Raw genomic sequence first — 25,135 nt, forward strand, 5'->3', positions numbered from 1 at the left:
ATCGACCCAGGGGGACGGAAAAATGACGGACGCGATACGGCCGGGCGGGGACTCCAACGGCGCCAACGATCCTTGGGCGCCCCCGGAGAGCGGGCCTTCGCTGGACAAGAACCGTGACGCCGCGACGGGAGCGCCGCAGCAGCCGGCCCCGCCCGCCGCCGGCGACGTGCCGCCCTGGCAGCCGCCGCCGTCCGCGCAGCCGCCGTCCGTGCACGACCAGGCCACCGTCGTCTCGATGCCCGCCGCCGGCTTCCCTCCGCCCGGCTCCGCGGTGCCGCCACCGCCGATCGCGCCCGGCGGCCCGGGTGTCCCGGGCGGGTACGGCTACCCCGCCTATCCCCAGGGCGGCTACGGCTGGGGCGCCGCCCCGCTGCCCCCGCAGAACGGCATGGGCACGGCGGCGATGGTGCTCGGCATCCTGGCCTGCTGCATGTTCTGCGCCTACGGCATCGTCTCGCTGGTGCTCGGCATCCTCGCCGTGGTCTTCGGCGTCAAGGGGCGCCGCAAGGCCGAGCGCGGCGAGGCCAACAACCACGGACAGGCCCAGGCCGGCTTCATCATGGGCATCATCGGCATCGTCCTCGGCATCGCCGTGATGGCCCTGATCGCCGTCGGCATCATCGCCGCGATCAACGAGGACTCGGAGTACGAGGACCCCTACTACGGCGCCCCGCGCCCGGCGGCGGTCTCCGTGGCGGCCCAGGCGCAGGCGCAGGCGCAGGGCTGAGCGGCTCGGCGGCTGACGCCCGACGGTCCGTCCGGCCGGCGTCAGCCGCCTTCGCGCAGCCGCTCCCGCGCCGCCATCAGCGCGAACCCCAGCAGATTCGGCCCCCGCCACCGCTCCGGGTCCGTCGCCGCCTCGTCGTCCACGGCCAGGCCGATGCCCCACACCCGGTCCACGGGACTCGCCTCCACCAGCACCCGGTCGCCCGTGTTCAGCAGGAACCCGCGCAGCGCGGGGTCCGAGGCGAACTTGTGGACGCTGCCCTCGACGACGACCGGGAAGCGCTCCCGCTCCCACACCGCCTCGTCGAAGCCGCGCACCAGCCGCCCCGCCTTCTTGGCCTCGGCCGGATGCTCCGCCGCCAGCACCCGGCGCTCCGCCTCCGCGTCGCCGAAGAGCCTGGCCTTGCCCGCCATCATCCAGTGCTCGGCGGTCGCGTACTCCACCCCGGCCACGGTGAACGGCGACGGCCACCACTGGCTCAGACAGCTCGGGCCGATCCGGCCGTCGGGGCGCGGCCGGTGGCCCCAGAAGCAGAGGTACTTGATCCGCTCGCCGGCCCGGACCCGCCCGACCAGCGCCTCTCTGCTGTCCCCCGTGATCTTCTCCATGCACGCCAGTCTGGCACGCGCCACTGACACTCCGTCCGGCCTTTTCCGTGGCGACTCGACACCTGGTCGACAGATTCCGTCGCGTAACCAAATGGCAACAACGGAATCACTTGTTGGTGGCCCAGTGCTCTGTCAGGATCGGCACTCACATCGAGCCTGAGCCACGCCGGCCCCCGTACCTGGGGAGACCGAGGAGAGCCGACATGCACAACCCGGGCAACGACACCCCGGACCGATTCCCGGCCCAGGACCGCTTCGCGGACGGGGCCCAGTACATCGCGGGCCGTCTGACGAGGGGCACCTCCGGACGCACGCACACCGTCGTCGACCCGGCGACCGGCGACGAGGTCCTCACCTACGCACTCGCCGGTCCCGACGACGTCGACGCGGCCGTCGCCGCCGCGCGGGAGGCGTTCCCCGGCTGGGCCGGCGCCACCCCGGGCGAGCGCTCCGACGCCCTGCACCGGTTCGCCGCCGTCCTCGCCGACCGCGCCGAGGAATTCGCCCGCGCGGAGTCGCTGCAGTGCGGGAAGCCGCTGAAGCTGACCCGCGAGTTCGACGTGCCGGGCAGCATCGACAACGCGGCCTTCTTCGCGGGCGCCGCCCGGCACCTCCAGGGCCAGTCGGCGGGGGAGTACTCCGGCGACCACACCTCGTACGTGCGCCGCGAGCCGATCGGCGTCGTCGGGTCCATCGCACCCTGGAACTACCCCCTCCAGATGGCCGCCTGGAAGATCCTCCCGGCGATCGCCGCGGGCAACACCATCGTGCTGAAGCCCGCCGAGATCACCCCGTTGACCTCCCTGATGTTCGCCCAGGCCGCCACCGAGGCCGGCATCCCGGACGGTGTCGTCAACATCGTCACCGGCACGGGCGGGGAGGCGGGCGAGCACCTGGTCGGCCACCCGGACGTCGCCATGACCTCGTTCACCGGCTCCACCGCCGTCGGCAAGCGGGTCGCCGAGGTCGCCACCGCCACCGTCAAGCGCCTCCACCTGGAGCTCGGCGGCAAGGCGCCCTTCCTGGTCTTCGACGACGCCGACCTCGACGCGGCCGTCCACGGCGCGGTCGCGGGCGCGCTGATCAACACCGGCCAGGACTGCACGGCCGCCACGCGCGCGTACGTGCAGCGGCCCCTGTACGACGCGTTCGTCGAGAAGACCGCCGCCCTCATGGACACCGTCCGCGTCGGCGACCCCTTCGCCCCCGGCACCGACCTCGGCCCCCTGGTCAGCCACGTCCAGCGGGACCGCGTCGCCGGCTTCGTCGACCGGGCCCGCTCCTACGCGCGCGTGGTGTGCGGCGGCGAGGCACCGCAGGGCGACCTGAAGGACGGCGCCTACTACCGGCCCACCCTCATCGCCGACGCGGCGCAGGACAGCGAGGTCGTCCAGTCCGAGATCTTCGGGCCGGTCCTGGTCGTGCTGCCCTTCGACACCGACGACGAGGGCATCCGGCTGGCCAACGACACGCCGTACGGGCTCGCCGCCTCCGCCTGGAGCCGGGACGTGTACCGGGCGAACCGCGCCACCCGCGAGATCAAGGCGGGCTGTGTGTGGGTCAACGACCACATCCCGATCATCAGCGAGATGCCGCACGGCGGGTACAAGGCGTCCGGCTTCGGCAAGGACATGTCCGCCTACTCCTTCGAGGAGTACACGCAGGTCAAGCACGTCATGTTCGACAACACCGCGGTGGCGGCCAAGGACTGGCACCGCACCGTCTTCGGGGACCGATAGTCACGACGAGAGGCCGCCGACCACGGCCGACCGACCCGAAAGGGCAACCACGCGCATGGAGCAGTACGAGCCCGACCGCCTGTCACCGGCCCAAGTGGCCGCCATGCGGCGCAGTTTCACCAGCGGCAGGGCCGCCCTCACCCGCCGCTCACTGCTGCGCGCCTCCGCGGGCGGCGCGCTCGCGGCCGGCGGACTCGGCACGCTGAGCGCCTGCGGCATCCCGCCAGCCGGCAAGACCGAGGGCAGTGTCTCCTCCGACGACCGGTCCAAGGAGGAGAAGGAGGTCTCCTTCTCCAACTGGACCGAGTACATGGACATCGACGAGAGCGGCCGGCGGCACCCGACGCTGGAGGCGTTCACCAAGCGCACCGGCATCAAGGTCAAGTACACCGAGGACATCAACGACAACAGCGAGTTCTTCGGCAAGATCCAGCCGCAGCTCTCCGCGGGCCAGGAGACCGGGCGCGACATCATCGTGCTCACCGACTGGCTCGCCGCCCGGCTGATCCGCCTGGGCTGGGTCCAGAAACTGGACCCGGCCAACCTGCCGCACGCCTTCGCCAACCTGTCGCCGCAGTTCCGCGACCCCGACTGGGACCCGGGCCGCGCCTACTCCTACCCCTGGCAGGGCATCGCGACCGTCATCGCCTACAACAAGAAGGCGCTGGACGGCGTCGAGGTGAAGTCGGTCTCCGACCTGCTCGACAACCCGAAGCTCAAGGGGCGGGTCGGCTTCCTCACCGAGATGCGCGACACCGTCGGCATGACGCTGCTCGACATGGGCAAGGACCCGGCCCGCTTCTCCGACGACGACTACGACGCGGCGATCGCCCGGCTGCAGAAGGGCGTCGACAGCGGCCAGATACGCCGCTTCACCGGCAACGACTACACCGCCGACATCAACAAGGGCGACTTCGCGGCCTGTCTGGCCTGGGCCGGGGACGTCGTCCAGCTCAAGGCGGACAACCCGGACGTCGACTTCGTCATCCCGGACAGCGGCTACATCACGTCCAGCGACAACATGCTGGTCCCCAACAAGGCGCGTCACAAGACCAACGCCGAGCGGCTCATGGACTACTACTACGAGCCGGGGCCCGCCGCGCAGCTCGCCGCCTACATCAACTTCGTCTGTCCCGTGGACGGGGTGAAGGACGAGCTCGCGAAGATCGACGAGGACGCGGCGAACAATCCGCTGATCATTCCCGACAAGGACATGCAGGCCCTCTCCCGCGCCTTCCGCTCACTGAGCCAGAAGGAAGAGACGGCCTACGAAGAGAAGTTCGCGAAGCTCACTGGGGCGTGACGACGATGAAGACCACCACAGACTCCACGGAGCACGGCGGGGACGTCCGCCTCTCCGGCATCAGCAAGACCTACGGCTCCTTCACCGCCGTGCACCCGCTCGACCTGACCGTGCCCCAGGGCTCCTTCTTCGCCCTGCTCGGCGCCTCCGGCTGCGGCAAGACCACCACCCTGCGCATGATCGCCGGACTGGAGGAGCCCACCAGCGGCACCGTCCACCTCGGCGACCAGGACGTGACCGCGCTGCCGCCGTACAAACGGCCTGTCAACACGGTCTTCCAGTCCTACGCCCTCTTCCCGCACCTCGACATCTTCGAGAACGTGGCCTTCGGCCTGCGCCGACGTGGCATCAAGAGCGTGAAGAAGCAGGTCGGGGAGATGCTCGACCTGGTCCAGCTCGGCGAGCAGGCGCGCAAGAAGCCGCACCAGCTCTCCGGTGGCCAGCAGCAGCGCGTCGCGGTGGCCCGCGCCCTGATCAACCACCCCAAGGTGCTGCTCCTCGACGAACCGCTCGGCGCCCTCGACCTCAAGCTGCGCCGCCAGATGCAGCTGGAGCTCAAGCGCATCCAGACCGAGGTCGGCATCACCTTCGTGCACGTCACCCACGACCAGGAGGAGGCCATGACCATGGCCGACCAGGTCGCCGTGATGAACGGGGGCCGGGTGGAGCAGCTGGGCGCGCCCGCCGACCTGTACGAGAACCCGCGGACCACGTTCGTCGCCAACTTCCTCGGCACCTCCAACCTCATCGAGGCCGAGGTCGACACCCGCAGCGGTGACGACGTAGCGGTGAAGGCGGCCGGCGACAAGCTGGTCCTGCCCGGCGCCCGCTGCTCCGCACCCTCCCGGGCCGGCGACAAGGTCCTGGTCGGCGTACGCCCCGAGAAGATCAGCATCGCCCACGCCGACGAGGCCGGCTCCATTCCCGAGGGCCGCAACCGCATCACCGGCAAGATCAGCAGCACCAGTTTCATCGGCGTCTCCACGCAGTACGTCGTGGACTGCGCGGCCTGCCCCGAGTTCGAGGTGTACGCCCAGAACATCGACCGCGACGCCCGCCTCGCCCCCGGCGCCGACGTCGTCCTGCACTGGAACCCGGCGCACACCTTCGGCCTCGACGCGGCCCAGGACATCGACGCCGGTGTGGCCGAGGGCGAGGCCGCCTGATGTCCACCCTCACCGAGGCGCCACCGCCGCTCTCCCCGCCCGCCCCGGAGCGGAAGCCCCCGCGCAAGCGGGGCCGCTGGACGCCGTACTGGCTGCTGCTGCCCGGCATCCTGTGGCTGGTCGTCTTCTTCGCGGCGCCGATGGTCTACCAGGCCTCCACGTCCGTGCAGACGGGCTCGCTGGAGGAGGGATACAAGGTCACCTGGCACTTCGTGACCTACTGGGACGCGGTGTCCGAGTACTGGCCGCAGTTCCTGCGCTCGGTCGCCTACGCCGCCTCCGCCACCGTGCTGTGCCTGCTGCTCGGCTACCCGCTCGCCTACCTGATCGCCTTCCGCGCGGGCCGCTGGCGGAACCTGATCATGATCCTGGTGATCGCGCCGTTCTTCACCAGCTTCCTGATCCGCACCCTGGCCTGGAAGACGATCCTCGCGGACGGCGGCCCGGTCGTCGGGGTGCTGAACACGCTGCACGTCCTGGACGTCACCAGCTGGCTCGGCTGGACGGCCGGCGACCGTGTGCTGGCCACACCGCTCGCGGTGGTCTGCGGTCTGACGTACAACTTCCTCCCCTTCATGATCCTGCCGCTGTACACGTCGCTGGAGCGCATCGACGGACGGCTGCACGAGGCGGCGGGCGACCTGTACGCGAGGCCCTCCACGGTCTTCCGCAAGGTCACCTTCCCGCTGTCGATGCCCGGTGTCGTCTCCGGCACCCTGCTGACCTTCATCCCGGCCACCGGCGACTACGTCAACGCCTCCCTGCTGGGATCGGCGGACACCGGAATGATCGGAAACGTGATCCAGTCCCAGTTCCTGCGGGTGCTGGACTATCCGACGGCGGCGGCGCTCTCCTTCGTCCTGATGGCCGCGATCCTCGCCATGGTCACCTTCTACATCCGCAAGTCCGGCACGGAGGATCTGGTTTAAATGACCTTCGTCAACTGGCTCAAGCGCAATCTGGTCGTCATCGCCGGACTGCTGACGCTCGCCTATCTCCTGCTGCCCAACGTCATCGTCACGATTTTCTCGTTCAACAAACCGAACGGGCGCTTCAACTACGAATGGCAGCAGTTCTCCACGGACGCCTGGAAAGATCCCTGCGGCGTCTCCGGACTGTGCGGCTCCCTGTCGATCAGTCTCCAGATCGCCCTCTGGGCGACGCTGGGCGCCACCGCGCTGGGCACGGCGATCGCCTTCGCGCTGGTCCGTTACCGCTTCCGGGCGCGCGGCGCGATCAACTCGCTGATCTTCCTGCCGATGGCGATGCCCGAAGTCGTGATGGCCGCCTCGCTGCTCACCCTGTTCCTCAACATGGGTGCCCGGCTGGGCTTCTGGACGATCCTGATCGCCCACATCATGTTCTGCCTCAGCTTCGTCGTGACGGCCGTCAAGGCACGCGTGATGTCGATGGACCCGAGGCTGGAGCAGGCCGCGCAGGACCTGTACGCCGGTCCCTTCCAGACCTTCGTCCGGGTCACCCTGCCCATCGCCGCCCCCGGAATCGCCGCCGGCGCGCTGCTCGCCTTCGCGCTCTCCTTCGACGATTTCATCATCACCAATTTCAACGCGGGCTCCACCGTCACCTTCCCCATGTTCGTGTGGGGATCGGCCCAGCGCGGCACGCCCGTCCAGATCAACGTCATCGGTACGGCCATGTTCGTGATCGCCGTACTGTTCGTCCTGGCCTCCATGGTCGTCGGCAACCGCCGAAACCGCCGCAAGGCATGCAGCACATCTGTGTATTCGTAGGGAGTTGAAATCATGGCCCCGAGCGCCATGAGCCGCAGCAACGACTGGACGAAATCCCTCTCCGACGCCCAGCCGGTCCCGTACTGGCTGGACGACCCCGGCCGCCCCCGCCCGCAGCCCGCCCTCACCGGCCCCGACACCTGCGACCTGCTGGTCGTCGGCGGCGGGTACAGCGGACTGTGGACCGCGCTGATCGCCAAGGAGCGCGACCCGGGGCGGGACGTGGTGCTGCTGGAGGGCCGCGAGGTGGGCTGGGCCGCCTCCGGCCGCAACGGCGGCTTCTGCGCCGCCTCCCTCACCCACGGCCTCTCCAACGGCCTCACCCGCTGGCCCGACGAGATCCACCGGCTGGAGGAGCTGGGCGCCCGCAACCTCGACGCCATCGAGGAGGCGGTCGCCCGGTACTCCCTGGACTGCGAGTTCGAGCGGACCGGCGAGATCGACGTGGCGACCGAGGAGTACCAGGCCCGGGAGCTGAAGGACTGGTACCAGGAGATCAGCGGCAAGGGTCTGGCCGACGGCGTGGAGTACCTGGACGCCGAGGCCGTACGGGAACAGGTCGACTCCCCGACCTTCCGCGCCGGACTGTGGGACCGCCGGGGCGTGGCCATGGTCAACCCCGCCAAGCTCGTCTGGGGCCTCAAACGGGCCTGCCTCGGCCTCGGCGTCCGCGTCTACGAGAACACCCCGGCGCTGACCCTGCGGCAGTACGGCGCCGGCATGGCCGTACGCACCCCGTACGGCGGCGTCCGCGCCCGCACGGTGGCGCTCGGCACCAACATCTTCCCGAACCTGGTCAGGCGGGTGCGCTCGTACACCGTCCCGGTCTACGACTACGCCCTGATGACCGAGCCGCTCACCGACGCGCAACTGGACTCCATCGGCTGGAAGAACCGGCAGGGACTCGGCGACAGCGCCAACCAGTTCCACTACTTCCGGCTCTCCGCCGACAACCGGATCCTGTGGGGCGGCTACGACGCCGTCTACCCCTACGGCGGTCGGGTGCGCGCCGAGTACGACGACCGCCCGGAGACGTACGCCAAGCTCGCCGGGCACTTCTTCACCTGCTTCCCGCAGCTGGAGGGCGTCCGCTTCACCCACGCCTGGGGCGGCGCGATCGACACCTGCTCCCGCTTCTCGGCGTTCTTCGGCACCGCCCACCAGGGGAAGGTGGCGTACGCGGCCGGGTACACCGGCCTCGGTGTGGGCGCGACCCGGTTCGGCGCCGAGGTGATGCTCGACCTGCTGTCGGGGGAGCGCACCGAGCGCACCGAACTGGAGATGGTCCGCAGGAAGCCGCTGCCGTTCCCGCCCGAGCCCTTCGCCTGGACCGGCATCGCGCTCACCAAGTGGTCGCTGGCCCGCGCGGACGCGCACGACGGCCGGCGCAACCTGTGGCTGCGGACGATGGACAGACTGGGGCTCGGCTTCGACAGCTGAACCCGGGCGCGGGGTGTGACCCGGTTCACCCCAACGAGGCGCCCCAACCCGCGTAATGCACGCCGGAGACCTCCCTCTCCCTCGTGACGCACCCCGCGTCCACGAGTGAACGGGAGGTCTTCATATGCCTGGTGCGAAGACGGCGGTCGCGTGGCTGGCATCCGTCGCACCGGATCCCGAGACCTGCCGGCGGGAGTGGGAGCGCAACCCCCTAGGGGTCGCGCTGCTGCCCGCCGGCAAGGCCTGGGACGTGCTCATCGTGCCGAGCCGGCTCGGCTATCCGACCCTCGACGTGCTCTCCCGCGTCCTGGACCAACCGGGCCCGGTGCTCGTCGACTTCGGCGACGCGCGCACGGGCTTCTTCGTGCCGGCCGGCACGGCGGCCCGCTGGCTGGGCACCGGGGTCCGGACGGCCGGGCTCGGTACCTGGATCGTGGTGCCGTACCCCGCAGGCCTGTCGTCGGGCGGCATCCGCTGGCTGATCCCGCCCGACGGGACGGGCACCCTCACCGATCCGGCCCTCCTCGAACTGGCGATGCACGAGGCGGCGGCGGCTCTCGCGGTGGAGGACGGCGGCGGGTGAGGTGCGCGAGGGGTTGACAACGGAATTGGTCTGGACCAAGTTGGGCGCGCTCCACCCTCCCCATCTCCCCCATGTCCGGAGGCACTTGTGGAACGCTCCAGACCGCTCGCCCGTCGCCCGCTCGTCACCCTGCTCACCGCCGCCGCGCTCGCCGCGTCCGGCATGACCGCGCTCTCGTCGGCCGCCCGTGCGGCCGACGCGGACCTCGCCCGCAACGGCGGCTTCGAGTCCGGCCTCGACGGCTGGACCTGCACGGCCGGCAAGACGGTGACCTCGCCCGTCCACGGCGGCACCGCGGCTCTCGAGGCCACCCCGGCCGGCGCCGACAACGCCCGCTGCGCGCAGACGGTGACCGTGAAACCGGACTCCCAGTACACGCTGACCGGCCACGTCCGCGGCACCTACGTCTACCTCGGCGCGAGCGGCACCGGCACCACCGACGTCTCCACCTGGGCCCAGTCCGCCCCCGACTGGCAGCGGCTCACGACCACCTTCCGCACCGGCCCGTCCACCACCCGCGTCACGATCTACACCCACGGCTGGTACGGCACCGGCGCCTACCACGCCGACGACATCTCGCTGACCGGCCCGGGAGGGGAGACGGGACAGCCCCCGGCGGCCCCCGAAGGCCTGGCGACCGGCTCGGTCACCTCCACCAGCGTCGCCCTGTCCTGGTCACCCGTCCCGGGCGCGACGAGCTACGCCGTCTACCGCGACGGCACCAGGGTCCGCGCCGTCACCGGCACCTCCACCACCGTCACCGGCCTGACCCCCTCGACGGCGTACGCCTTCCAGGTCGCGGCGCTCAATGACGCGGGGGAGTCCGCGCGCTCGGCCACGGTCACCGCGACCACCGCCGAGCAGCCGGACGGCGGCGGCTCCGATCTGCCGGCCCACGCCCTGGTCGGCTACCTCCACGCCAGCTTCGCCAACGGCTCCGGCTACACCCGCCTCGCCGACGTCCCCGACAGCTGGGACGTCATCGACCTCGCCTTCGGCGAGCCCACCTCGGTCACCTCCGGCGACATCCGCTTCGAGCGCTGCCCGGTCACTCAGTGCCCGAACGTGGAGTCCGACGCCGAGTTCAAGGCGGCGATCGAGGCCAAGCAGGCAGCCGGCAAGAAGGTGCTGATCTCCATCGGCGGCCAGAACGGCCAGGTGCGGCTCACCACCACCGCAGCCCGCGACAAGTTCGTCTCGTCCGTCTCCGCGATCATCGACGAGTACGGCCTCGACGGCCTCGACATCGACTTCGAGGGCCACTCGCTGTCCCTGAACGCCGACGACACCGACTTCAAGAACCCGAAGACGCCGGTCATCGTCAACCTCATCTCGGCCCTGAAGACGCTGAAGGCCCAGTACGGCGACGACTTCGTGCTGACGATGGCCCCCGAGACCTTCTTCGTCCAGCTCGGCTACCAGTACTACGGCACCGGCAAGTGGGGCGGTCAGGACCCGCGCGCGGGCGCCTACCTGCCGGTCATCCACGCCCTGCGCGACGACCTGACCCTGCTGCACGTCCAGGACTACAACTCGGGCCCGATCATGGGCCTGGACAACCAGTACCACTCCATGGGCGGCGCCGACTTCCACATCGCCATGACGGACATGCTCCTCACCGGCTTCCCCGTCGCGGGCGACACGGCCAACGTCTTCCCGCCCCTGCGCCCGGACCAGGTCGCCATCGGCATGCCCGCCTCCACCAACGCGGGCAACGGCCACGTCCCCCCGGCCGAGGTGAACAAGGCCCTGAACTGCCTGACCAAGAAGACCGACTGCGGCTCGTACCAGACCCACGGCACCTGGCCCGCCCTGCGCGGCCTGATGACCTGGTCGATCAACTGGGACCGCTACTCGGACTGGGAGTTCCAGAAGAACTTCGACGCGTACTTCGGGTGACCGGCGGCGCGGTGCGGCCGGCCACCCGCGCGACCCCGGCCAGCAGCACCGCGCCCAGACACCAGCTCGCCACCACGTCCAGCGGCCAGTGGTAGCCGCGGCGCACCAGCCCGTAGGAGGCGCCGAGGACGAGGGCCGCGCACAGCGCCACCAGCACCCGGCGGGCGGCCGGCGAGCGCAGCAGCGGCAGGAGCAGCAGCGTCGCCGCGCCGTACGCGACGACCGCGGTCGCGGTGTGGCCGGAGGGGTAGTAGCCGACGGCCGGGGGCACCGCCGGGGTGCCGGGACGGTCGGTCCACGCCTTCAGCGGGGCGACCAGCGCCGGCACCAGGGCCATCGCCACGGCCCCGGCCAGCGGAGGCAGCCACCAGTGGTCCACACCATGGGCGCGCCCGTGCCACCCGACGTACGCCAGCGCGAGGGCGAGGACGGGCACGGCGACCGGCACGTTGCCGAGGTCGGCCAGCAGCTCGGAGAGCCGGTCGGGGTGGACGAGCGCACGGCTCAGCCGCTCGTCCACGCCGATCAGCGGGCCGTCGGCGAGGACCTGCCAGGTGATCAGCGAGAAGAGGAGGACGGGCAGCGCGAGGAGGGCGGGCAGCGCGCGAGGTGGGGAGACCGGCATGGCGCCCAGCTTCGCAGGCCCGCCGGACGCACCGAAGGGCCGGCACAAGGGGGGGAGTGCGCCGGCCCTTCGGTGAACCACCGTCCCGGGTGCCGAGGCGGCCGTCCTGACCGGAACGCCGCGCGCCCCGGGGGGTTTGGGGCGGGCGACCGTCCGATCGGTGAGGAGACCCGGAACCCGAGGGTTCCGGTTGTGTGCGCGAGGCACGACCAGGCCGAAGCTGGGGAGGCCTCGTCCTGAGATCCGCCCACAGTCCCCTGTGGGCGGGTGTATCTCTCATCTGCGTAGAACCTACGGCAGGGGGTGGGCCGAGGACAGGGCCATCGGCGTCCTGCCATCCACCCCGCACACGTTCTTCACACGCTCTGCGGTTCGCCGCACCAGGCGTGCGAAACGCAGCTCAGATGCGCGTTCGGGTCCTCGCGCACGTGCGCGCCCGGCGCCCTTCCCGGGGTGCTCGCTCAGACGCGGGCGAAGGCCTGCTCGATGATGTCGAGGCCCTCGTTGAGCAGGTCCTCGCCGATCACCAGCGGGGGCAGGAAGCGCAGCACGTTGCCGTAGGTGCCACAGGTCAGGACCAGCAGGCCCTCGGCGTGGCAGGCCTTGGCCAGCGCGGCGGTCACCTCCGGGTTCGGCTCCTTGGTGGCACGGTCCTTGACCAGCTCGACCGCGATCATCGCGCCGCGGCCCCGGACGTCGCCGATGACGTCGAACTTCTCGGCCATGGCGGACAGGCGCGCCTTCATGACCGCCTCGATGTCCTTCGCCCTGGCGTTGAGGTCCAGCTCCCTCATCGTCTCGATGGCGCCGAGCGCACCCGCGCACGCCACCGGGTTGCCGCCGTAGGTGCCGCCGAGGCCGCCCGCGTGCGCGGCGTCCATGATCTCGGCGCGGCCGGTGACGGCGGCGAGCGGCAGACCGCCCGCGATGCCCTTCGCCGTGGTGATCAGGTCCGGGACGATGCCCTCGTCCTCGCAGGCGAACCACTGGCCGGTGCGGCAGAAGCCGGACTGGATCTCGTCGGCGACGAAGACGATGCCGTTGTCGGCGGCGAACTGGCGGACCGCGGGCAGGAAGCCCTTGGCCGGCTCGATGAAGCCGCCCTCGCCGAGCACCGGCTCGATGATGATCGCGGCCACGTTCTCCGCGCCGACCTGCTTGCTGATCTGTTCGATCGCCTGGGCGGCGGCCTCCGGGCCGGCGTTCTCGGCGCCGGTCGGCCAGCGGTAGCCGTAGGCGACCGGGACGCGGTACACCTCGGGCGCGAAGGGACCGAAGCCGTGCTTGTACGGCATGTTCTTCGCGGTCAGCGCCATGGTGAGGTTGGTACGGCCGTGGTAGCCGTGGTCGAAGACGACGACGGCCTGCCGCTTGGTGTAAGCACGCGCGATCTTGACGGCGTTCTCGACCGCCTCGGCGCCGCTGTTGAACAGCGCCGACTTCTTGGCGTGGTCGCCCGGGGTCAGCTCGGCCAGCGCCTCGGCGACGGCGACGTAGCCCTCGTACGGCGTCACCATGAAGCAGGTGTGGGTGAAGTCGGCGAGCTGCGCGGACGCCTTGCGTACGACGGCCTCGGCGGAGGCGCCGACGGAGGTCACGGCGATGCCGGAACCGAAGTCGATCAGGCGGTTGCCGTCGACGTCCTCGATGACGCCGCCGCCGGCGCGGGTGACGAACACCGGGAGCGTGGAGCCCACACCCTGCGCGACCACGGCCGTGCGGCGGGCCTGCAGCTCCTGCGACTTCGGGCCGGGAATGGCGGTGACGACGCGGCGCTCCTGCTCAAGTGCGGTCATGGGGGCTCCTGGGTCTTGCGCGATCTGCGGGATCTTACGGACGCTTGCCTTCTTTTCTCGCAGGCTAGGACCGGGAGGGGGGAGCGGGCATGCTCCATGTGGGCGTTGTCCGCGGTGCCCGTTGTCCGCGATGGACATGTGGTGGACGCGGCGGCCCGTGGACACATCGGCACGGGCCCGGCCGCGTAAGCGGTGAACTCCCCCTGGGAGGGCGTTAGATTGGCTCGCGGACGGTGGTCGGAGCGGCTGGTCAGGGGGAAAGGGCGATGGACAGCGACGGGATGCGGGACGCGCGGGGCACCCATGCGAATCCTGTGCCGCGCCCGGCGGGGCCCCCCGAGGTGCCGTCGGCGCCACCGCGCCCTTCGGCGCCGCCCCCCGTGCCGCATCAGGCGCCCTCGCCCTCGTCGGCCGTCGCCGCCTGGCTCGACGCGATCAGGCCCGCCACCCGGCCCGGCATCTGGCGGTACGGCCACCGCCCGCCCGAGGAGCCGAAGGAAAAGCTCGCCCCGGTGACGGTCGCCGGCATGCTGGTGCCGCTCGCCCTGGCGCTGGTCGTGTGGTCCTTCTGGAGCGGTGGCTACTTCCCCTACAAAGGCGCGCTGCTGCGCATGTTCACGCCCGACGGCTGGTGGTGGGGCGGTTCGGTGGCCGCGCCCAAGCCGGTGGAGGGCCGGACCGTGCGGCTTCCGGGATGGGACGCGCTCGTCGTCTACGACGGCGTCTTCTTCACCGTGCTCTTCCTCGCGGTGGTCGGACTCGGCAGCTGGCGCGCCATCCTCCGCCACTACTTCGGCCGCCTGCGCCCGCCCGTGCGGGTTCTGGCCACCGCCGCGCTCGCCCTCGTGGCCCTCGCCCTCGTCTTCCCCGACGCCTTCCCGGGCGCCGGGTGGTCCCCGGTGCCCCTCGTCGACCCGCTGCTCTCGCTGACCGTACTCATCACGGACAGTTACGACCTGATGGCTTCCGTCCTCTTCACGAACACGGTGTACACACTCGTCGCACTGCTCGTCGTGTGGCCCTTCGCACGGCTCGGAGACTGGTGGCCGTACGCGAAGCAGCGGCTGGGCCCGCGCGGGGGGGCCACCGTCGACAGCGCACCGGACTCCGCCCGTCCCCGTTCGCACTGGCCCGCCCTGCGCGACGCCGGCCAGCACGAGGCCGCCGACGTCCTCGCCGCCGAGGTGTCCGGCGACCGCATGAACGACGTCGACTGCGTCCGCGTCGAGCACGCCTTCAGCACGGCTTGCCGAAAGGCGACGCTGCCCGCATTCCGTGAGACCGTCCTGCGCCGGCGCGGCGCGGCGTGGACCCACCCCTCCGGAGCGCGGGACCTGCCCCGGCGGGCCCGCCACGACCTGCTGACCGGGCAGGTGCGCATCGGCCGCTGGGTGTCCACCGATCGGACACCGCTGCAGTACCGGGACGCGGCGGCCGCCCTCGACCCGGCCGTGCTCGGCACCTCCCTGCTCGCCGTCGGTCCGTCCGGGTCGGGAAAGACCCGCACCCTGGTGGAACCGGTGACCGAGGCGCTGGCGCTCCAGGCGCTCACCGGGAGCTGCGCCGTGGTCGCCGTGTCCGCCGCCGGCGGCCGGCTGGGCAGCGACGACGCCTTCGACGTGATCGTGCGGATGGGAGACCCGGCCTCGGCGTACGCCCTCGATCCGTATGCCGACTCCGACGACCCGGACCAGGCCGCCGCGATCCTCGCCGAGGCACTCGTGGGCGACCTCGACTCGGTCGGGACGCCGCTCGCGTCCACCGCGCTGGTGCAGCTGCTCGCCCCCTTCCGGGCCGCGTACGGCCGTTTCCCCTCCCTCCCCGAGCTGCGCGATCTGCTCGAGGGTGTGGAGAGCGCCCTGACACCGCTGAGGGACACACTCGCCGCGAGCGGGGAGGACGCCCTGTGCCGGGAACTGGACGCGAGGGCCCGGCAGGCGGGCGCACCGGGCGACGCGGGCCGCGCCCTGGCCGACCGGCTGGCTCTGCTGAACCGGCCGGTGTTCGCGGACTTCCTCGGCGGCGGCACCGACCGGTCGTTCTCGCTGCGGGCCGTCGCCCAGCACCCGCTGCGCGTGCGGATCGACCTGCCCGAGCACGGCCACGAGGAGGCGGGCCGCGTGCTCACCCGCCTGGTCCTCGCCCAGTTCCACGACATCGTCCGGGACAGCCGGCGTCCGCACTTCGCCTGCCTGGTCCTGGACGACGCCACCGGTGTAGTCACCGTGGAGTCGGTACGCCGCATCCAGCAGCTGCGCTCCCGGAACGCGGGAGTACTGCTGACTCTGTGCAGCATCGGGGAGGTCCCCGAGACGCTGCACGGGCCGCTGTACGGCGCGGTCGGCTGCCGCATGGCCTTCTGCGGCGTCTCGACCTGGGACGGCAGCCGATTCGCCCAGACGTGGGGCACCGAGTGGGTCGAGACGACGGAAGTGGCCAAGCACACCGTCTTCGCCGACCAGCCGATGACCCGCCTCTTCCACGCCCTGCGCAAGCTGCTGACGGGCAAGGCGGTCACGACGGACGCGGTGACCGTGCGCCAGGTCGAACGGGAGCGCTGGTCGGCGTCCGAGCTGGCGCACACCGTGCCCGCCGGACACGCCGTGCTGTCACTGACCAGCGTCGAGGGCGAGCACACGCCGCCGCTCCTGGTGGACCTGCGCGGGTGACCTGTCCGGGGCGGGCACCCGGGGACCGTACAGTGAGGCAGAATCGACACGGGCCGTTCATACGCGACGGCCAAAAGATCACCGACGCCCCACCGCACGCCCACCGCGCCCCTCCCACCGACGCAGACCCGAAGGCCCAGGCCCCCATGCCCCCCACGCTCGCCTCGCTCGTCCACCACTCCGCGCTGAAGCTCACCGTGCGCGCGGGCGAGGACCGCCTCGACGTGCCGGTGCGCTGGGCCCACGTCAGCGAGCTCGCCGACCCCGTGCCCTACATGGAGGGCGGGGAACTGCTGCTGATCACCGCGCTCAAGCTCGACGCCGGGGACCCCGAGGCGATGCACCGGTACGTGAAGCGGCTGGCCGGTGCCGGAGTGGTGGGGCTCGGCTTCGCCGTCGGCGTCAACTACGACGAGATCCCCGAGGCCCTGGTCGAAGCGGCCCGGGGGGAAGGGCTGCCGCTGCTGGAGGTGCCCCGCCGCACCCCCTTCCTCGCCATCAGCAAGGCCGTGTCCGCCGCGATCGCCGCCGACCAGTACCGGGCGGTCACGGCGGGCTTCGCGGCCCAGCGGGAACTGACCAGGAAGGCGCTCACCGACGGCCCCGAAGGGCTGCTGGCCGCGCTCGCCGCGCAGGTCGACGGCTGGGCGGCGCTCTACGACGCCTCGGGCGCCGTCGTCGCCGCGGCCCCGGAGTGGGCCGGCCGCCGGGCCGCACGCCTCACGGCCGACGTCCAGCGGCTGCGGGAGCGCCCGGCCCCCGCCTCCTCCGTCGTCGGCGGAGCCGAGTCCTCGGACCACCCGGAGAACGCCGACCGCGTCGAACTCCACTCCCTCGGCACCTCCCGCCGGCCCCGCTCCGCCCTCGCCGTCGGCACCGCCGCCGCCCCCGGCACCGCCGAGCGGTACGCCGTCCACTCGGCCATCGCCCTGCTGACCCTGACCACCGAACGCTCGCGCTCGCTCCACGAGGCCGGGCTGCGCATCGACGCGGCGGTCCTGCGCATGCTGCTGGCCGGCGAACCCGACCACGCGCGCACCGTCGCCGGCGACCTGTACGGCGGCCTGCTGGACGCCCCCTTCCGGATCATCGTCGCCGAGCGGGCCTCCGGGTCCGCCGCACGGGCGCACGCCGGTCCACAGGCTCGCGTACCCGCCGCCGACACCGACGGCGACCCGCTCGGCGCGCTCGCCGAGGTCGTGGAGTCGGCGGCCGCCCGCTCCGGCGAGGCGGTGCTCGTCGTCCCCGAGGGCGAGCGGCTGGTGGTGCTGGCCACGGACCAGGGCGCGGCCGTCGCCGCCTGCGCCGAGTACGCGACGGCGCTGGAGACCGCCCGCCCGGCGCCCGAACCGACGCCGAACGGCGACGTCGACGGTCTGGTCGTCGGCCTCTCGGCGCCCTCCGGGCCCATCGCCGCGTCCACCGCCTACAAACAGGCCGAACAGGCCCTCTCGGTGGCCCGCCGCCGAGGACGCGTCTGCGTGGAGCACGAACACCTGGCGGCCGGCTCGGTCCTCCCCCTCCTCGCCGACGACGCCGTACGCGCCTTCGCCGACGGACTCCTGCGGGCCCTGCGGGACCACGACGCGACCGGCCGCGGCGACCTGGTGGCCTCCCTGCGCGCCTGGCTCTCCCGCCACGGCCAATGGGACGCGGCGGCGGCCGACCTCGGCGTCCACCGGCACACACTCCGCTACCGGATGCGGCGGGTGGAGGAGATCCTGGGCCGCTCGCTGGACGATCCGGACGTGCGGATGGAGCTGTGGCTCGCTCTGAAGGCAACCTCGACCGACTAGAACTTCCGTGTCGCCGTGCGTGCGGCCCGAGTCGTCGGGCCGCCGCGCCCGTAGAGTGAGCGGATGCTCAATCGACTCCAGCTCGGCGCATTGCCGCCGGGCCTCCGATGGGCCGCCCAGTGGCAGGTGCGGGTCGACGGCGAAGACGTGGTCGCGGAGGCGGTCGGCGAGGGCGGACGCGGCCCGTTGGCGCACGAGATCCTGCCGGCCGACGGTCGCAGCCTCCTGTGGGCGACCGAGCGAGGGCAGCGTGTGGTGCTGGGAGAGCCCGAGTGCACGGGCGGATGCTGCGGTTGTCTCTCGGTGTTCGTGCAACGGCACGGAGGCATCGTGGAGTGGTCCGACTGGCAGGTCCCCGACGGCGGGGTGCGTCCGCCGGCCTTCCACTTCGACGCCGGTCAGTACGACGCCGAAGTGGCCCGGGTCTCGGCCGACCGAGGGCGGCAGGCCGACGCGGGGTCGTAAGGCCCCGCCCGGCGTTCGAGAACGCCCCCACCGCACATCCCGCCGACCTCCACCTGGCCACTGCGTCGAACAACCCACCCCCACCACTACACCCCGGACAAACACCCCCCACGGCCCCCCGCCCTACCGTGGACCCGCAAGACACGCACCCGTACACACCCCCAACGCGGAAGGGCCGGGACTCACGATGACTTCCACCCACGCCTTCTGGCTCGCCGGCCGCCAGGCCACCGGCGACGCCGCCTTCGACGTCACGTCCCCCTGGGACGGCAGCCACGTCGGCACGGTGAGCCTCCCGACCGACGCCCAGGTGGAAGAGGCCGTGGCCGCCGCGTACGCCGTACGGGACGAGTTCGCCGCCACCCCCGCCCACAGCCGCGCCGCCGCCCTGGACCACGTCAGCCGCCGGCTGGCCGAGCGCACCGAGGAGATCGCCCGCCTGATCTCCGCCGAGAACGGCAAGCCGATCAAGTGGGCCCGCGGCGAAGTCGGCCGCGCCGTCTCCGTCTTCCGCTTCGCCGCCGAGGAGGCCCGCCGCTTCAACGGCGGCGAGGCCCAGCGCCTGGACACCGACGCGGGCGGTCAGGGCCGGCTCGCCCTCACCCGCCGCTTCCCCAAGGGCGTCGTCCTCGGCATCGCGCCCTTCAACTTCCCGCTCAACCTGTGCGCCCACAAGATCGCCCCCGCGATCGCGGCAGGCGCCCCCATCATCCTCAAGCCGGCCCCCGCCACCCCCCTCTCCGGCCTGATCCTCGGCGAACTGCTCGCCGAGACCGAGCTGCCCGCCGGCTCCTGGAGCATCCTCCCGGTGCCGAACGACCGCATGCCCGCCCTCGTCCAGGACGAGCGCCTGCCGGTCATCTCCTTCACCGGCTCCGAGACCGTCGGCTACGCGATCATGGACTCGGTCCCGCGCAAGCACTGCACCCTGGAGCTGGGCGGCAACGGCGCGGCCGTCGTCCTCGGCGACTGGGCGAGCGACGCGGACCTGGACCGGGCCGCGCAGCGCATCGCGACCTTCTCCAACTACCAGGGCGGCCAGTCCTGCATCTCCGTGCAGCGCGTGATCGCCGACGCCGCCGTCTACGACCGCCTGCTGCCGCGCATCGTCGCCGCCGTCGAGGCCCAGGTCACCGGCGACCCGAACGACGACGCCACCGACGTCGGCCCGCTGGTCAACGAGGCCGCCGCCGAGCGCGTGGAGTCCTGGGTCGACGAGGCGGTCGCCGCGGGCGCCACCCTCCACACCGGCGGCAAGCGCGACGGCGCCTCCTACGCGCCGACCGTCCTCACCGACCTCCCGGCCGGCACCACCCTCGCCTGCGAGGAGGTCTTCGGCCCGGTCCTCAGCGTGCAGAAGGTGAACGGCGAGGCCGAGGCGTTCGCGGCCGTCAACGACTCCAAGTACGGTCTCCAGGCGGGCGTGTTCACCCACGACCTGGAGACCGCCTTCCGCGCCCACCGCGCCCTGGAGGTCGGCGGCGTCGTCGTCGGCGACGTCCCCTCCTACCGCGCCGACCAGATGCCGTACGGCGGCGCCAAGCAGTCCGGCGTGGGCCGCGAGGGCGTCAAGTACGCGATGGACGACTACACCTACGAGCGGGTGCTGGTCCTGACGGGCCTCGCCCTCTGACCCACCCCGAGAAGGCCGGCGGCCCGAACCCACTGTGCGGGGGTTCGGGCCGCCGGCGCGTTCCGGTGAGGAACGGCGGGGTTCAGCCGGCGTCGAGCTGGTGGTCGGCCCAGACGTAGGTCTCCGGGAGCAGGTCCGCGACGGGAACGGCCCGGACACGGTCGCCGCCGCCGACGATCACCTTCAGGGCGGGGAAGTAGTCGAGGAGGACCTGGCGGCACCGGCCGCACGGCGGGACGATGCCCCGGTCGCGGTCGCCCACCGCGACGATCGTGTCCAGCTCGTAGGCGCCCTGGGCCGCCGCCGCGCCGATGACGACCAGCTCGGCGCAGGGCCCGCCGGTGAAGTGGTAGGCGTTCACCGCCGTGACGATCCGGCCGTCCCGGGCGCGGGCCGCGGCCGCCATGGTGTGGTTGTCGCCGCGGCAACGGGTGCGGGCCACGTGGGCCGCGGCTTCGACGAGTTCCTGGTCGACGGGGTGGTGCTGCGTGGTCATCGTCCTGCCTTCGTCGGGTGCGGGGCGGCGCGGAGCCGTCAGTCGGTCCGCGGGCGGAGCGGAGGGCCAACTGTGCCGGAACGCGTCGGCTCCCCCGACAGCAGGTCCCGCAGCACCGCCCAGGAGCGGTCCCAACTCCACTGCGAGCGCACCCAGTCGCGCCCCCTCGCACCCATCGCACGGGCGAGCCCGGGGTCGCGCAGCAGCCGGATCAGCCGGTCCGCCGTCGCCGCCGGTGAGCGGCCGTCCACGACGTGACCCGTCTCGCCCTCCCGCACGGTGTCCGGGGCACCGCCCGAGTCGCCCGCCACGACCGGGAGCCCGGAAGCGGCGGCCTCCAGGTAGACGATGCCCAGGCCTTCCACCTCCAGGCCGCCTCCCCGGGTCCGGCAGGGCATGGCGAAGACGTCGGCGGCGGCGTAGAACGGCGGGAGCGCGTGGTGGGGGTGGCCGCCGGCGAAGACGACCGAGTCCAGGACTCCCTCGTCCAGCGCGAGCCGGCGCAGTGCGGGGGCGTACGGGCCGTCGCCGACCAGGAGGAGCACCGCGTCGGGGACCGCCCTGCGCACCCAGGGCAACGCCCTGATCAGGGTGTCCTGTCCCTTGCGCGGGACCAGCCGGGCCGCGCAGAGGATCACCGGGCGGTGGCCCAGGCCGTACCTGGTCCGGACCGGGGTGCCGGGCACTGAGGGGTGGAAGACCCGGGTGTCGACACCGGGGACCAGACGGGCGGTCCGGGTCCCCGGCGCCAGCGCCGCCTCGATCGGGCCCCGGGTGCTCGCGCCCAGCCAGGTCACCGTGTCCACCTCCGTGCCGACGCGACGGAGCAGAGCCCGGGTCCCGGGCGTGCGGGCCCACCACACCTCGTGGCCGTGGGTGGTGGCGACGGCGGTGCGGACGCCCGCCGTGCGCCGGAGCCGTCCCGCCATCAGCCCGAGGGGCGCCGCCGCGCCGAACCACACCCGGTCGCAGCCGTACCGCCGGGCCACGGACACCGCGTGGGCGGTGGCGCGGGGCGTGGGGAGGAGGGTGCGGGCCCGGTGGCGGACCACGGGGTAGGGGAAGGGTCCGCCGGGGTCCGGTTCCGCGGTGGCAGCCGCAGGCGTCGAGGTGAGGACGACCACCTCGTCGGGCGGGAAGCGGTCGGCCAGTTCACGGACGAAGGTCTCGATGCCGCCCTGCCGGGGCGGGAAGTCGTTGGTGACGATCAGGGTGCGGGCGCGGGCGGTCACGCGACCGCCGCCTTCGCCGCGGACCGGGTGGCGGGCGTGCCGGGCGGACGTCCCCGGCAGGCCAGCGCGCCCAGCACCAGCGGGTAGACCACGTAGCCGAACCGGGTCGCGGGCATCAGGGCCGTCGCCAGCCCCAGACCGAGCGCGAGCCGGTCCGCCGCCTCCCGCACCGTCCCCGGGGGCCGCACCACCAGCGAGAGGGTGATCAGCAGCGCGCCGGCCACCAGGAGCGTGAGGGCGATCAGCGTGCCGCCGGGGACGTGCGCCGCGAGCAGGTGGCCGGGCAGCGGACTCGCGGCGGGCGACACGACGGAGGTGAGGCCGAGCGGGAAGGCGACCACGTTCCGCACGAAGCCGGCCGGGTCGGTGAGGGCGAAGGGCAGCACCGCGGCCGTCGCGGTGGCCAGCCCCGCTGCCGCACACCGCAGTGCGGGCCAGCCGCTCCCACGTGCCGCGACCAGGGCGAGCGCCACCGGAAGCGCGGGCCAGGCCGTCCACTTGAGGGCCGCGGCGGCGCCGAGCGCCAGACCGGCCCGTCCCGGACGCCTCCGACCGGCGAGTGCGACGCCCAGGCACATCAGTCCCGCCACCGGCAGGTCGACCCCGCCCACCGCGAGGGGCAGCGCCACCGGCGGGCAGGCGAGCAGCCAGGCACGGTGCAGACCGGTGGCGGCGAGCGCGGCGACGAACGCGCCGCCCAGCCACCAGCGGGGGTCGCCGGGCAGCAGCCCGAAGAGCGCCATCCCCGGCAGGTACGGGTTGAAGTCGCCGACGGCCACCGGATCGGTGACGTACGGGCTCCCGGTCGTGAGCAGCAGGTGCCCCGAGCGCTCGACGACCCCGACCTCCGACTGCCCGAGCCCCGCCGCCGGCAGAGCCACGAGCGGCACCACCACGGCCCCCGCCACCGCCACCGCGCGCGCCGCCGCACGGCGCCGTCCGGAACCGGACGCCAGGCACGCCGCCAACGCGTACCCCGCACCCGCGCCCAGCCCCCACACGCGGTGCGGCCCCACGTCGGACGCGAGCGCGAAAACCGGCGCGAGGACCGCGCACCCCGCCCACGCGTACCGTTCGGCACGCGGTCCGGGAGGGCGTCCGGCGTACCGCGCGACATGTTTCCCAAGGGTCTTCCTCATGTCCGCCGACGCTAGGAAGCCCCAGATCGAAGAGCGTCAACCGAGGCTCCGCACCTGGGAGTCAACCCGTGGTACGACCTACGTCGGCCGCCTCCACCCGTGCGGTGACGCGCGCCCCCGACCCGGCACAGATCATGGAGACATGAGTACGTCGCTTCGACAGCGGTACCGCGCCTGCGTCGCCGCTCCCGCCTATGCCTGGGTCACCGGCGGTCTGCTGAGCGTCGCGGCCGTCGTGGAGCTGATCGCCTTCCCGGGGTCCGTGACGACCACGGCGGGTGTGCTGGTGTCCTCCGTCTCGCTGATGTGGCGCCAGTCCCTCCCGCCCGTCGCGATACTCACGGTCGCCGCGGGGCTCATCGGGTTCGCCGGGGACGTCAACCTGTACCTCTCGATCATGGCGAGCGGGCTGATCGGCTGCTACACGCTGGGCCGCCACCGGGTGCTGCACCCCGCCGTGACCGTCGCGGGCGGCGCTCTCGGTGCCCTGTGCGTGAACCTGGTGCACATCAACACCTGGTCGCGGATGGAGCTGCCGGTGCCCGCGCTGTGGGAGAAGGGCTCGCTGAGCCTGTTCGCCGAGTCGTTCCTGCTGAGCGTGGTCGTCTTCGGCGCGGTGATGATGGGTGACGCGGTCCGCGCCCGGGAGGAGACCCGCACCGAACGGCACCTCGCCCAGGCCCGGTTGATCTCCATGGAGCGGCAGCAGGCCGCCGAGGCGGAGCGGGCCGCGATCGCCCGCGAACTGCACGACATCGTCTCCCACTCGGTGTCGATGATCGCCGTCCAGGCCGAGAGCGCCACGTACACCGCCCCGGGGCTCACGCCCGAGGCACGCGACGGCTTCCAGCAGATCGCCGGCACCGCCCGCTCCTCGATGGCCGAACTGCGGCGCCTGCTCGGTGTCCTGCGCACCCCCCGGGGTGATACGGCCCTGACCGCCCCGCAGCCGACACTGGACCACCTCGCCGAACTGGTCGAGCAGCACCGGGCGGTGGGCGGGACGGCCGAGCTGAGGATCACCGGGGAGCGGGTCGCACTGCCCGCCGCATGGGAGCTGTCCGCCTACCGGATCGCCCAGGAAGCCCTGACCAACGCCCGCAAGCACGCGCCCGGCGCCCGTACGGTGGTGGAGGTGGACTACGGGGCGGACCGGCTGCTCACCCTCCGCGTCCGCGACGACGGCCCGGCCCCGGGCGCCCGCCCGGACACCGGTGCCGGTACCGACGCCACTCCCGGCCACGGTCTGACCGGGATGCGGGAACGGGCGGCGCTGGTCGGAGGCCGGCTCAGCGCGGGCGCGGCCGAGGGCGGCGGCTTCCTGGTGGAGGCGGAACTGCCCTGGGGGACCGCATGACGTGCGGGCAGCGGGCGGGGGAGACGCGGGTGATCAGGACGCTGGTCGCCGATGACCAGGCGGTCGTCCGCACCGGCTTCGTGAACCTGCTGGGCACCCAGGAGGACATCGAGGTCGTCGGTGAGGCGGAGGACGGGGCGCAGGCGGTGCGGGTCGCCGCCGAGACCCGGCCCGACCTAGCCCTCCTCGACATCCGGATGCCGCACAAGAACGGCATCGAGGCCGCCCGTGAGATCCTGGCCGCCTCCGGCGGTGCGACGAAGGTGCTGATGCTGACCACCTTCGGCCTCGACGAGTACGTGTACGACGCGCTCGCGGCCGGAGCGGGCGGCTTCCTGCTCAAGGACGCCACCTTCCCCGAACTGCTGCACGCCGTCCGGGTGGTGGCGGACGGCAGCGCACTGCTCTCGCCCGAGATCACCAAGCGGCTGATCGCCGAGTTCGTCCACGCGCGTGGCTCCCGGCTCCCCGCCCACCCGCCCGCCGACCTCACGGCCCGGGAGACGGAGGTGCTGGTCCTGATCGCGCGGGGGCTGTCCAACGCGGAGATCGCGGACCGCCTCACCATCACCGACCACACCGTGAAGACCCACATCAACCGGCTGTTCGCCAAGCTGGAGCTGCGCGACCGGGCGCAGGCGGTGATCGCGGCCTACGAGACGGGGCTGGTCCGGGCGGGCGGCGACTTCGGGGCCCGGCACCGGTAACCAC

General features: G+C 72.6%; 21 protein-coding genes. 15 read left to right on the forward strand and 6 right to left on the reverse strand.

Annotated elements, in window-relative coordinates; genetic code table 11:
* The first annotated feature begins 22 nt into the window (after positions 1 to 22).
* A complete protein-coding gene (locus M6G08_RS16240; RefSeq protein ID WP_272587872.1) occupies positions 23 to 727 on the forward strand; it encodes a DUF4190 domain-containing protein in 705 nt (234 codons plus the stop codon).
* 41 nt (positions 728 to 768) lie between these two features.
* Here the strand turns inward: M6G08_RS16240 and ybiA are convergent, their stop codons facing one another.
* Positions 769 to 1,335, reverse strand: a complete 567-nt coding sequence (gene ybiA / locus M6G08_RS16245; RefSeq protein ID WP_272587873.1) for a riboflavin biosynthesis intermediates N-glycosidase — start codon at positions 1,333 to 1,335, stop codon at positions 769 to 771.
* Positions 1,336 to 1,538: 203 nt separating this feature from the next.
* Here ybiA and M6G08_RS16250 point away from each other — a divergent pair, with 203 nt between their 5' ends.
* The 8 genes from M6G08_RS16250 to M6G08_RS16285 all read left to right on the forward strand — a co-directional run bounded on the left by M6G08_RS16250 (position 1,539) and on the right by M6G08_RS16285 (position 11,216).
* Positions 1,539 to 3,074, forward strand: coding sequence for a gamma-aminobutyraldehyde dehydrogenase (locus tag M6G08_RS16250; RefSeq protein ID WP_272587874.1), 1,536 nt, complete (start codon positions 1,539 to 1,541; stop codon positions 3,072 to 3,074).
* Positions 3,075 to 3,129: 55 nt separating this feature from the next.
* Positions 3,130 to 4,377, forward strand: coding sequence for a polyamine ABC transporter substrate-binding protein (locus tag M6G08_RS16255; RefSeq protein WP_272587875.1), 1,248 nt, complete (start codon positions 3,130 to 3,132; stop codon positions 4,375 to 4,377).
* A gap of 5 nt (positions 4,378 to 4,382) precedes the next feature.
* A complete protein-coding gene (locus M6G08_RS16260) occupies positions 4,383 to 5,543 on the forward strand; it encodes an ABC transporter ATP-binding protein (RefSeq protein WP_272587876.1) in 1,161 nt (386 codons plus the stop codon).
* On the forward strand, positions 5,543 to 6,472 hold the full coding sequence (locus M6G08_RS16265) for an ABC transporter permease (protein ID WP_272587877.1): 930 nt from the start codon (positions 5,543 to 5,545) through the stop codon (positions 6,470 to 6,472). The genes M6G08_RS16260 and M6G08_RS16265 overlap by 1 nt, the downstream gene beginning before the upstream one ends.
* Positions 6,473 to 7,294, forward strand: a complete 822-nt coding sequence (locus tag M6G08_RS16270; protein ID WP_272587878.1) for an ABC transporter permease — start codon at positions 6,473 to 6,475, stop codon at positions 7,292 to 7,294. It begins immediately after the preceding gene.
* 12 nt (positions 7,295 to 7,306) lie between these two features.
* Complete coding sequence (locus tag M6G08_RS16275; RefSeq protein ID WP_272587879.1) at positions 7,307 to 8,734, forward strand: NAD(P)/FAD-dependent oxidoreductase; 1,428 nt, start codon at positions 7,307 to 7,309, stop codon at positions 8,732 to 8,734.
* Between the two features lie 124 nt (positions 8,735 to 8,858).
* Positions 8,859 to 9,317 (forward strand): hypothetical protein, encoded by a 459-nt coding sequence (locus M6G08_RS16280; protein ID WP_272587880.1) that lies wholly within the window; start codon positions 8,859 to 8,861, stop codon positions 9,315 to 9,317.
* Between the two features lie 87 nt (positions 9,318 to 9,404).
* Positions 9,405 to 11,216, forward strand: a complete 1,812-nt coding sequence (locus M6G08_RS16285; protein ID WP_272587881.1) for a chitinase — start codon at positions 9,405 to 9,407, stop codon at positions 11,214 to 11,216.
* Here the strand turns inward: M6G08_RS16285 and M6G08_RS16290 are convergent.
* Both M6G08_RS16290 and gabT read right to left on the reverse strand, forming a co-directional pair.
* Positions 11,155 to 11,841, reverse strand: coding sequence for a phosphatase PAP2 family protein (locus M6G08_RS16290; protein WP_272587882.1), 687 nt, complete (start codon positions 11,839 to 11,841; stop codon positions 11,155 to 11,157). The two genes, M6G08_RS16285 and M6G08_RS16290, sit on opposite strands and share 62 nt — an antisense overlap.
* 461 nt (positions 11,842 to 12,302) lie before the next feature.
* Complete coding sequence (gabT, locus tag M6G08_RS16295; RefSeq protein WP_272587883.1) at positions 12,303 to 13,637, reverse strand: 4-aminobutyrate--2-oxoglutarate transaminase; 1,335 nt, start codon at positions 13,635 to 13,637, stop codon at positions 12,303 to 12,305.
* Positions 13,638 to 13,903: 266 nt separating this feature from the next.
* On the opposite strand from gabT, the gene M6G08_RS16300 reads away from it, so the two are divergent.
* The 4 genes from M6G08_RS16300 (at position 13,904) to M6G08_RS16315 (ending at position 20,200) form a co-directional block, all read left to right on the forward strand.
* Positions 13,904 to 16,306, forward strand: coding sequence for a type IV secretory system conjugative DNA transfer family protein (locus M6G08_RS16300; RefSeq protein WP_272587884.1), 2,403 nt, complete (start codon positions 13,904 to 13,906; stop codon positions 16,304 to 16,306).
* Between the two features lie 146 nt (positions 16,307 to 16,452).
* Entirely contained in the window at positions 16,453 to 18,102 is a 1,650-nt protein-coding gene (locus M6G08_RS16305) for a PucR family transcriptional regulator (protein WP_272587885.1), read from the forward strand.
* A 63-nt stretch (positions 18,103 to 18,165) separates the two neighbouring features.
* Positions 18,166 to 18,567: a hypothetical protein gene (locus tag M6G08_RS16310; RefSeq protein WP_272587886.1), complete on the forward strand. Its 402-nt coding sequence runs from the start codon at positions 18,166 to 18,168 to the stop codon at positions 18,565 to 18,567.
* 187 nt (positions 18,568 to 18,754) lie between these two features.
* Positions 18,755 to 20,200: an aldehyde dehydrogenase family protein gene (locus M6G08_RS16315; protein WP_272587887.1), complete on the forward strand. Its 1,446-nt coding sequence runs from the start codon at positions 18,755 to 18,757 to the stop codon at positions 20,198 to 20,200.
* Positions 20,201 to 20,282: 82 nt separating this feature from the next.
* Here the strand turns inward: M6G08_RS16315 and M6G08_RS16320 are convergent, their stop codons facing one another.
* The 3 genes from M6G08_RS16320 to M6G08_RS16330 are packed head-to-tail and all read right to left on the reverse strand — an operon-like array spanning position 20,283 to position 23,067.
* Complete coding sequence (locus M6G08_RS16320; protein WP_272587888.1) at positions 20,283 to 20,696, reverse strand: cytidine/deoxycytidylate deaminase family protein; 414 nt, start codon at positions 20,694 to 20,696, stop codon at positions 20,283 to 20,285.
* A gap of 38 nt (positions 20,697 to 20,734) precedes the next feature.
* Complete coding sequence (locus M6G08_RS16325) at positions 20,735 to 21,928, reverse strand: glycosyltransferase family 4 protein (RefSeq protein WP_272587889.1); 1,194 nt, start codon at positions 21,926 to 21,928, stop codon at positions 20,735 to 20,737.
* The gene (locus M6G08_RS16330; protein WP_272587890.1) at positions 21,925 to 23,067 is read right to left on the reverse strand and encodes a glycosyltransferase 87 family protein; all 1,143 of its coding nucleotides are present in this window, start codon (positions 23,065 to 23,067) and stop codon (positions 21,925 to 21,927) included. The genes M6G08_RS16325 and M6G08_RS16330 overlap by 4 nt, the downstream gene beginning before the upstream one ends.
* A 142-nt stretch (positions 23,068 to 23,209) precedes the next feature.
* On the opposite strand from M6G08_RS16330, the gene M6G08_RS16335 reads away from it, so the two are divergent.
* On the forward strand, positions 23,210 to 24,424 hold the full coding sequence (locus M6G08_RS16335) for a sensor histidine kinase (RefSeq protein ID WP_272587891.1): 1,215 nt from the start codon (positions 23,210 to 23,212) through the stop codon (positions 24,422 to 24,424).
* Positions 24,421 to 25,131 (forward strand): response regulator, encoded by a 711-nt coding sequence (locus M6G08_RS16340; RefSeq protein ID WP_272587892.1) that lies wholly within the window; start codon positions 24,421 to 24,423, stop codon positions 25,129 to 25,131. Before M6G08_RS16335 ends, M6G08_RS16340 begins: the two co-directional genes overlap by 4 nt.
* The last annotated feature ends 4 nt before the right edge of the window (positions 25,132 to 25,135 follow it).

This window comes from Streptomyces sp. M92 (assembly GCF_028473745.1).
In the GTDB taxonomy this organism is placed as follows: domain Bacteria; phylum Actinomycetota; class Actinomycetes; order Streptomycetales; family Streptomycetaceae; genus Streptomyces.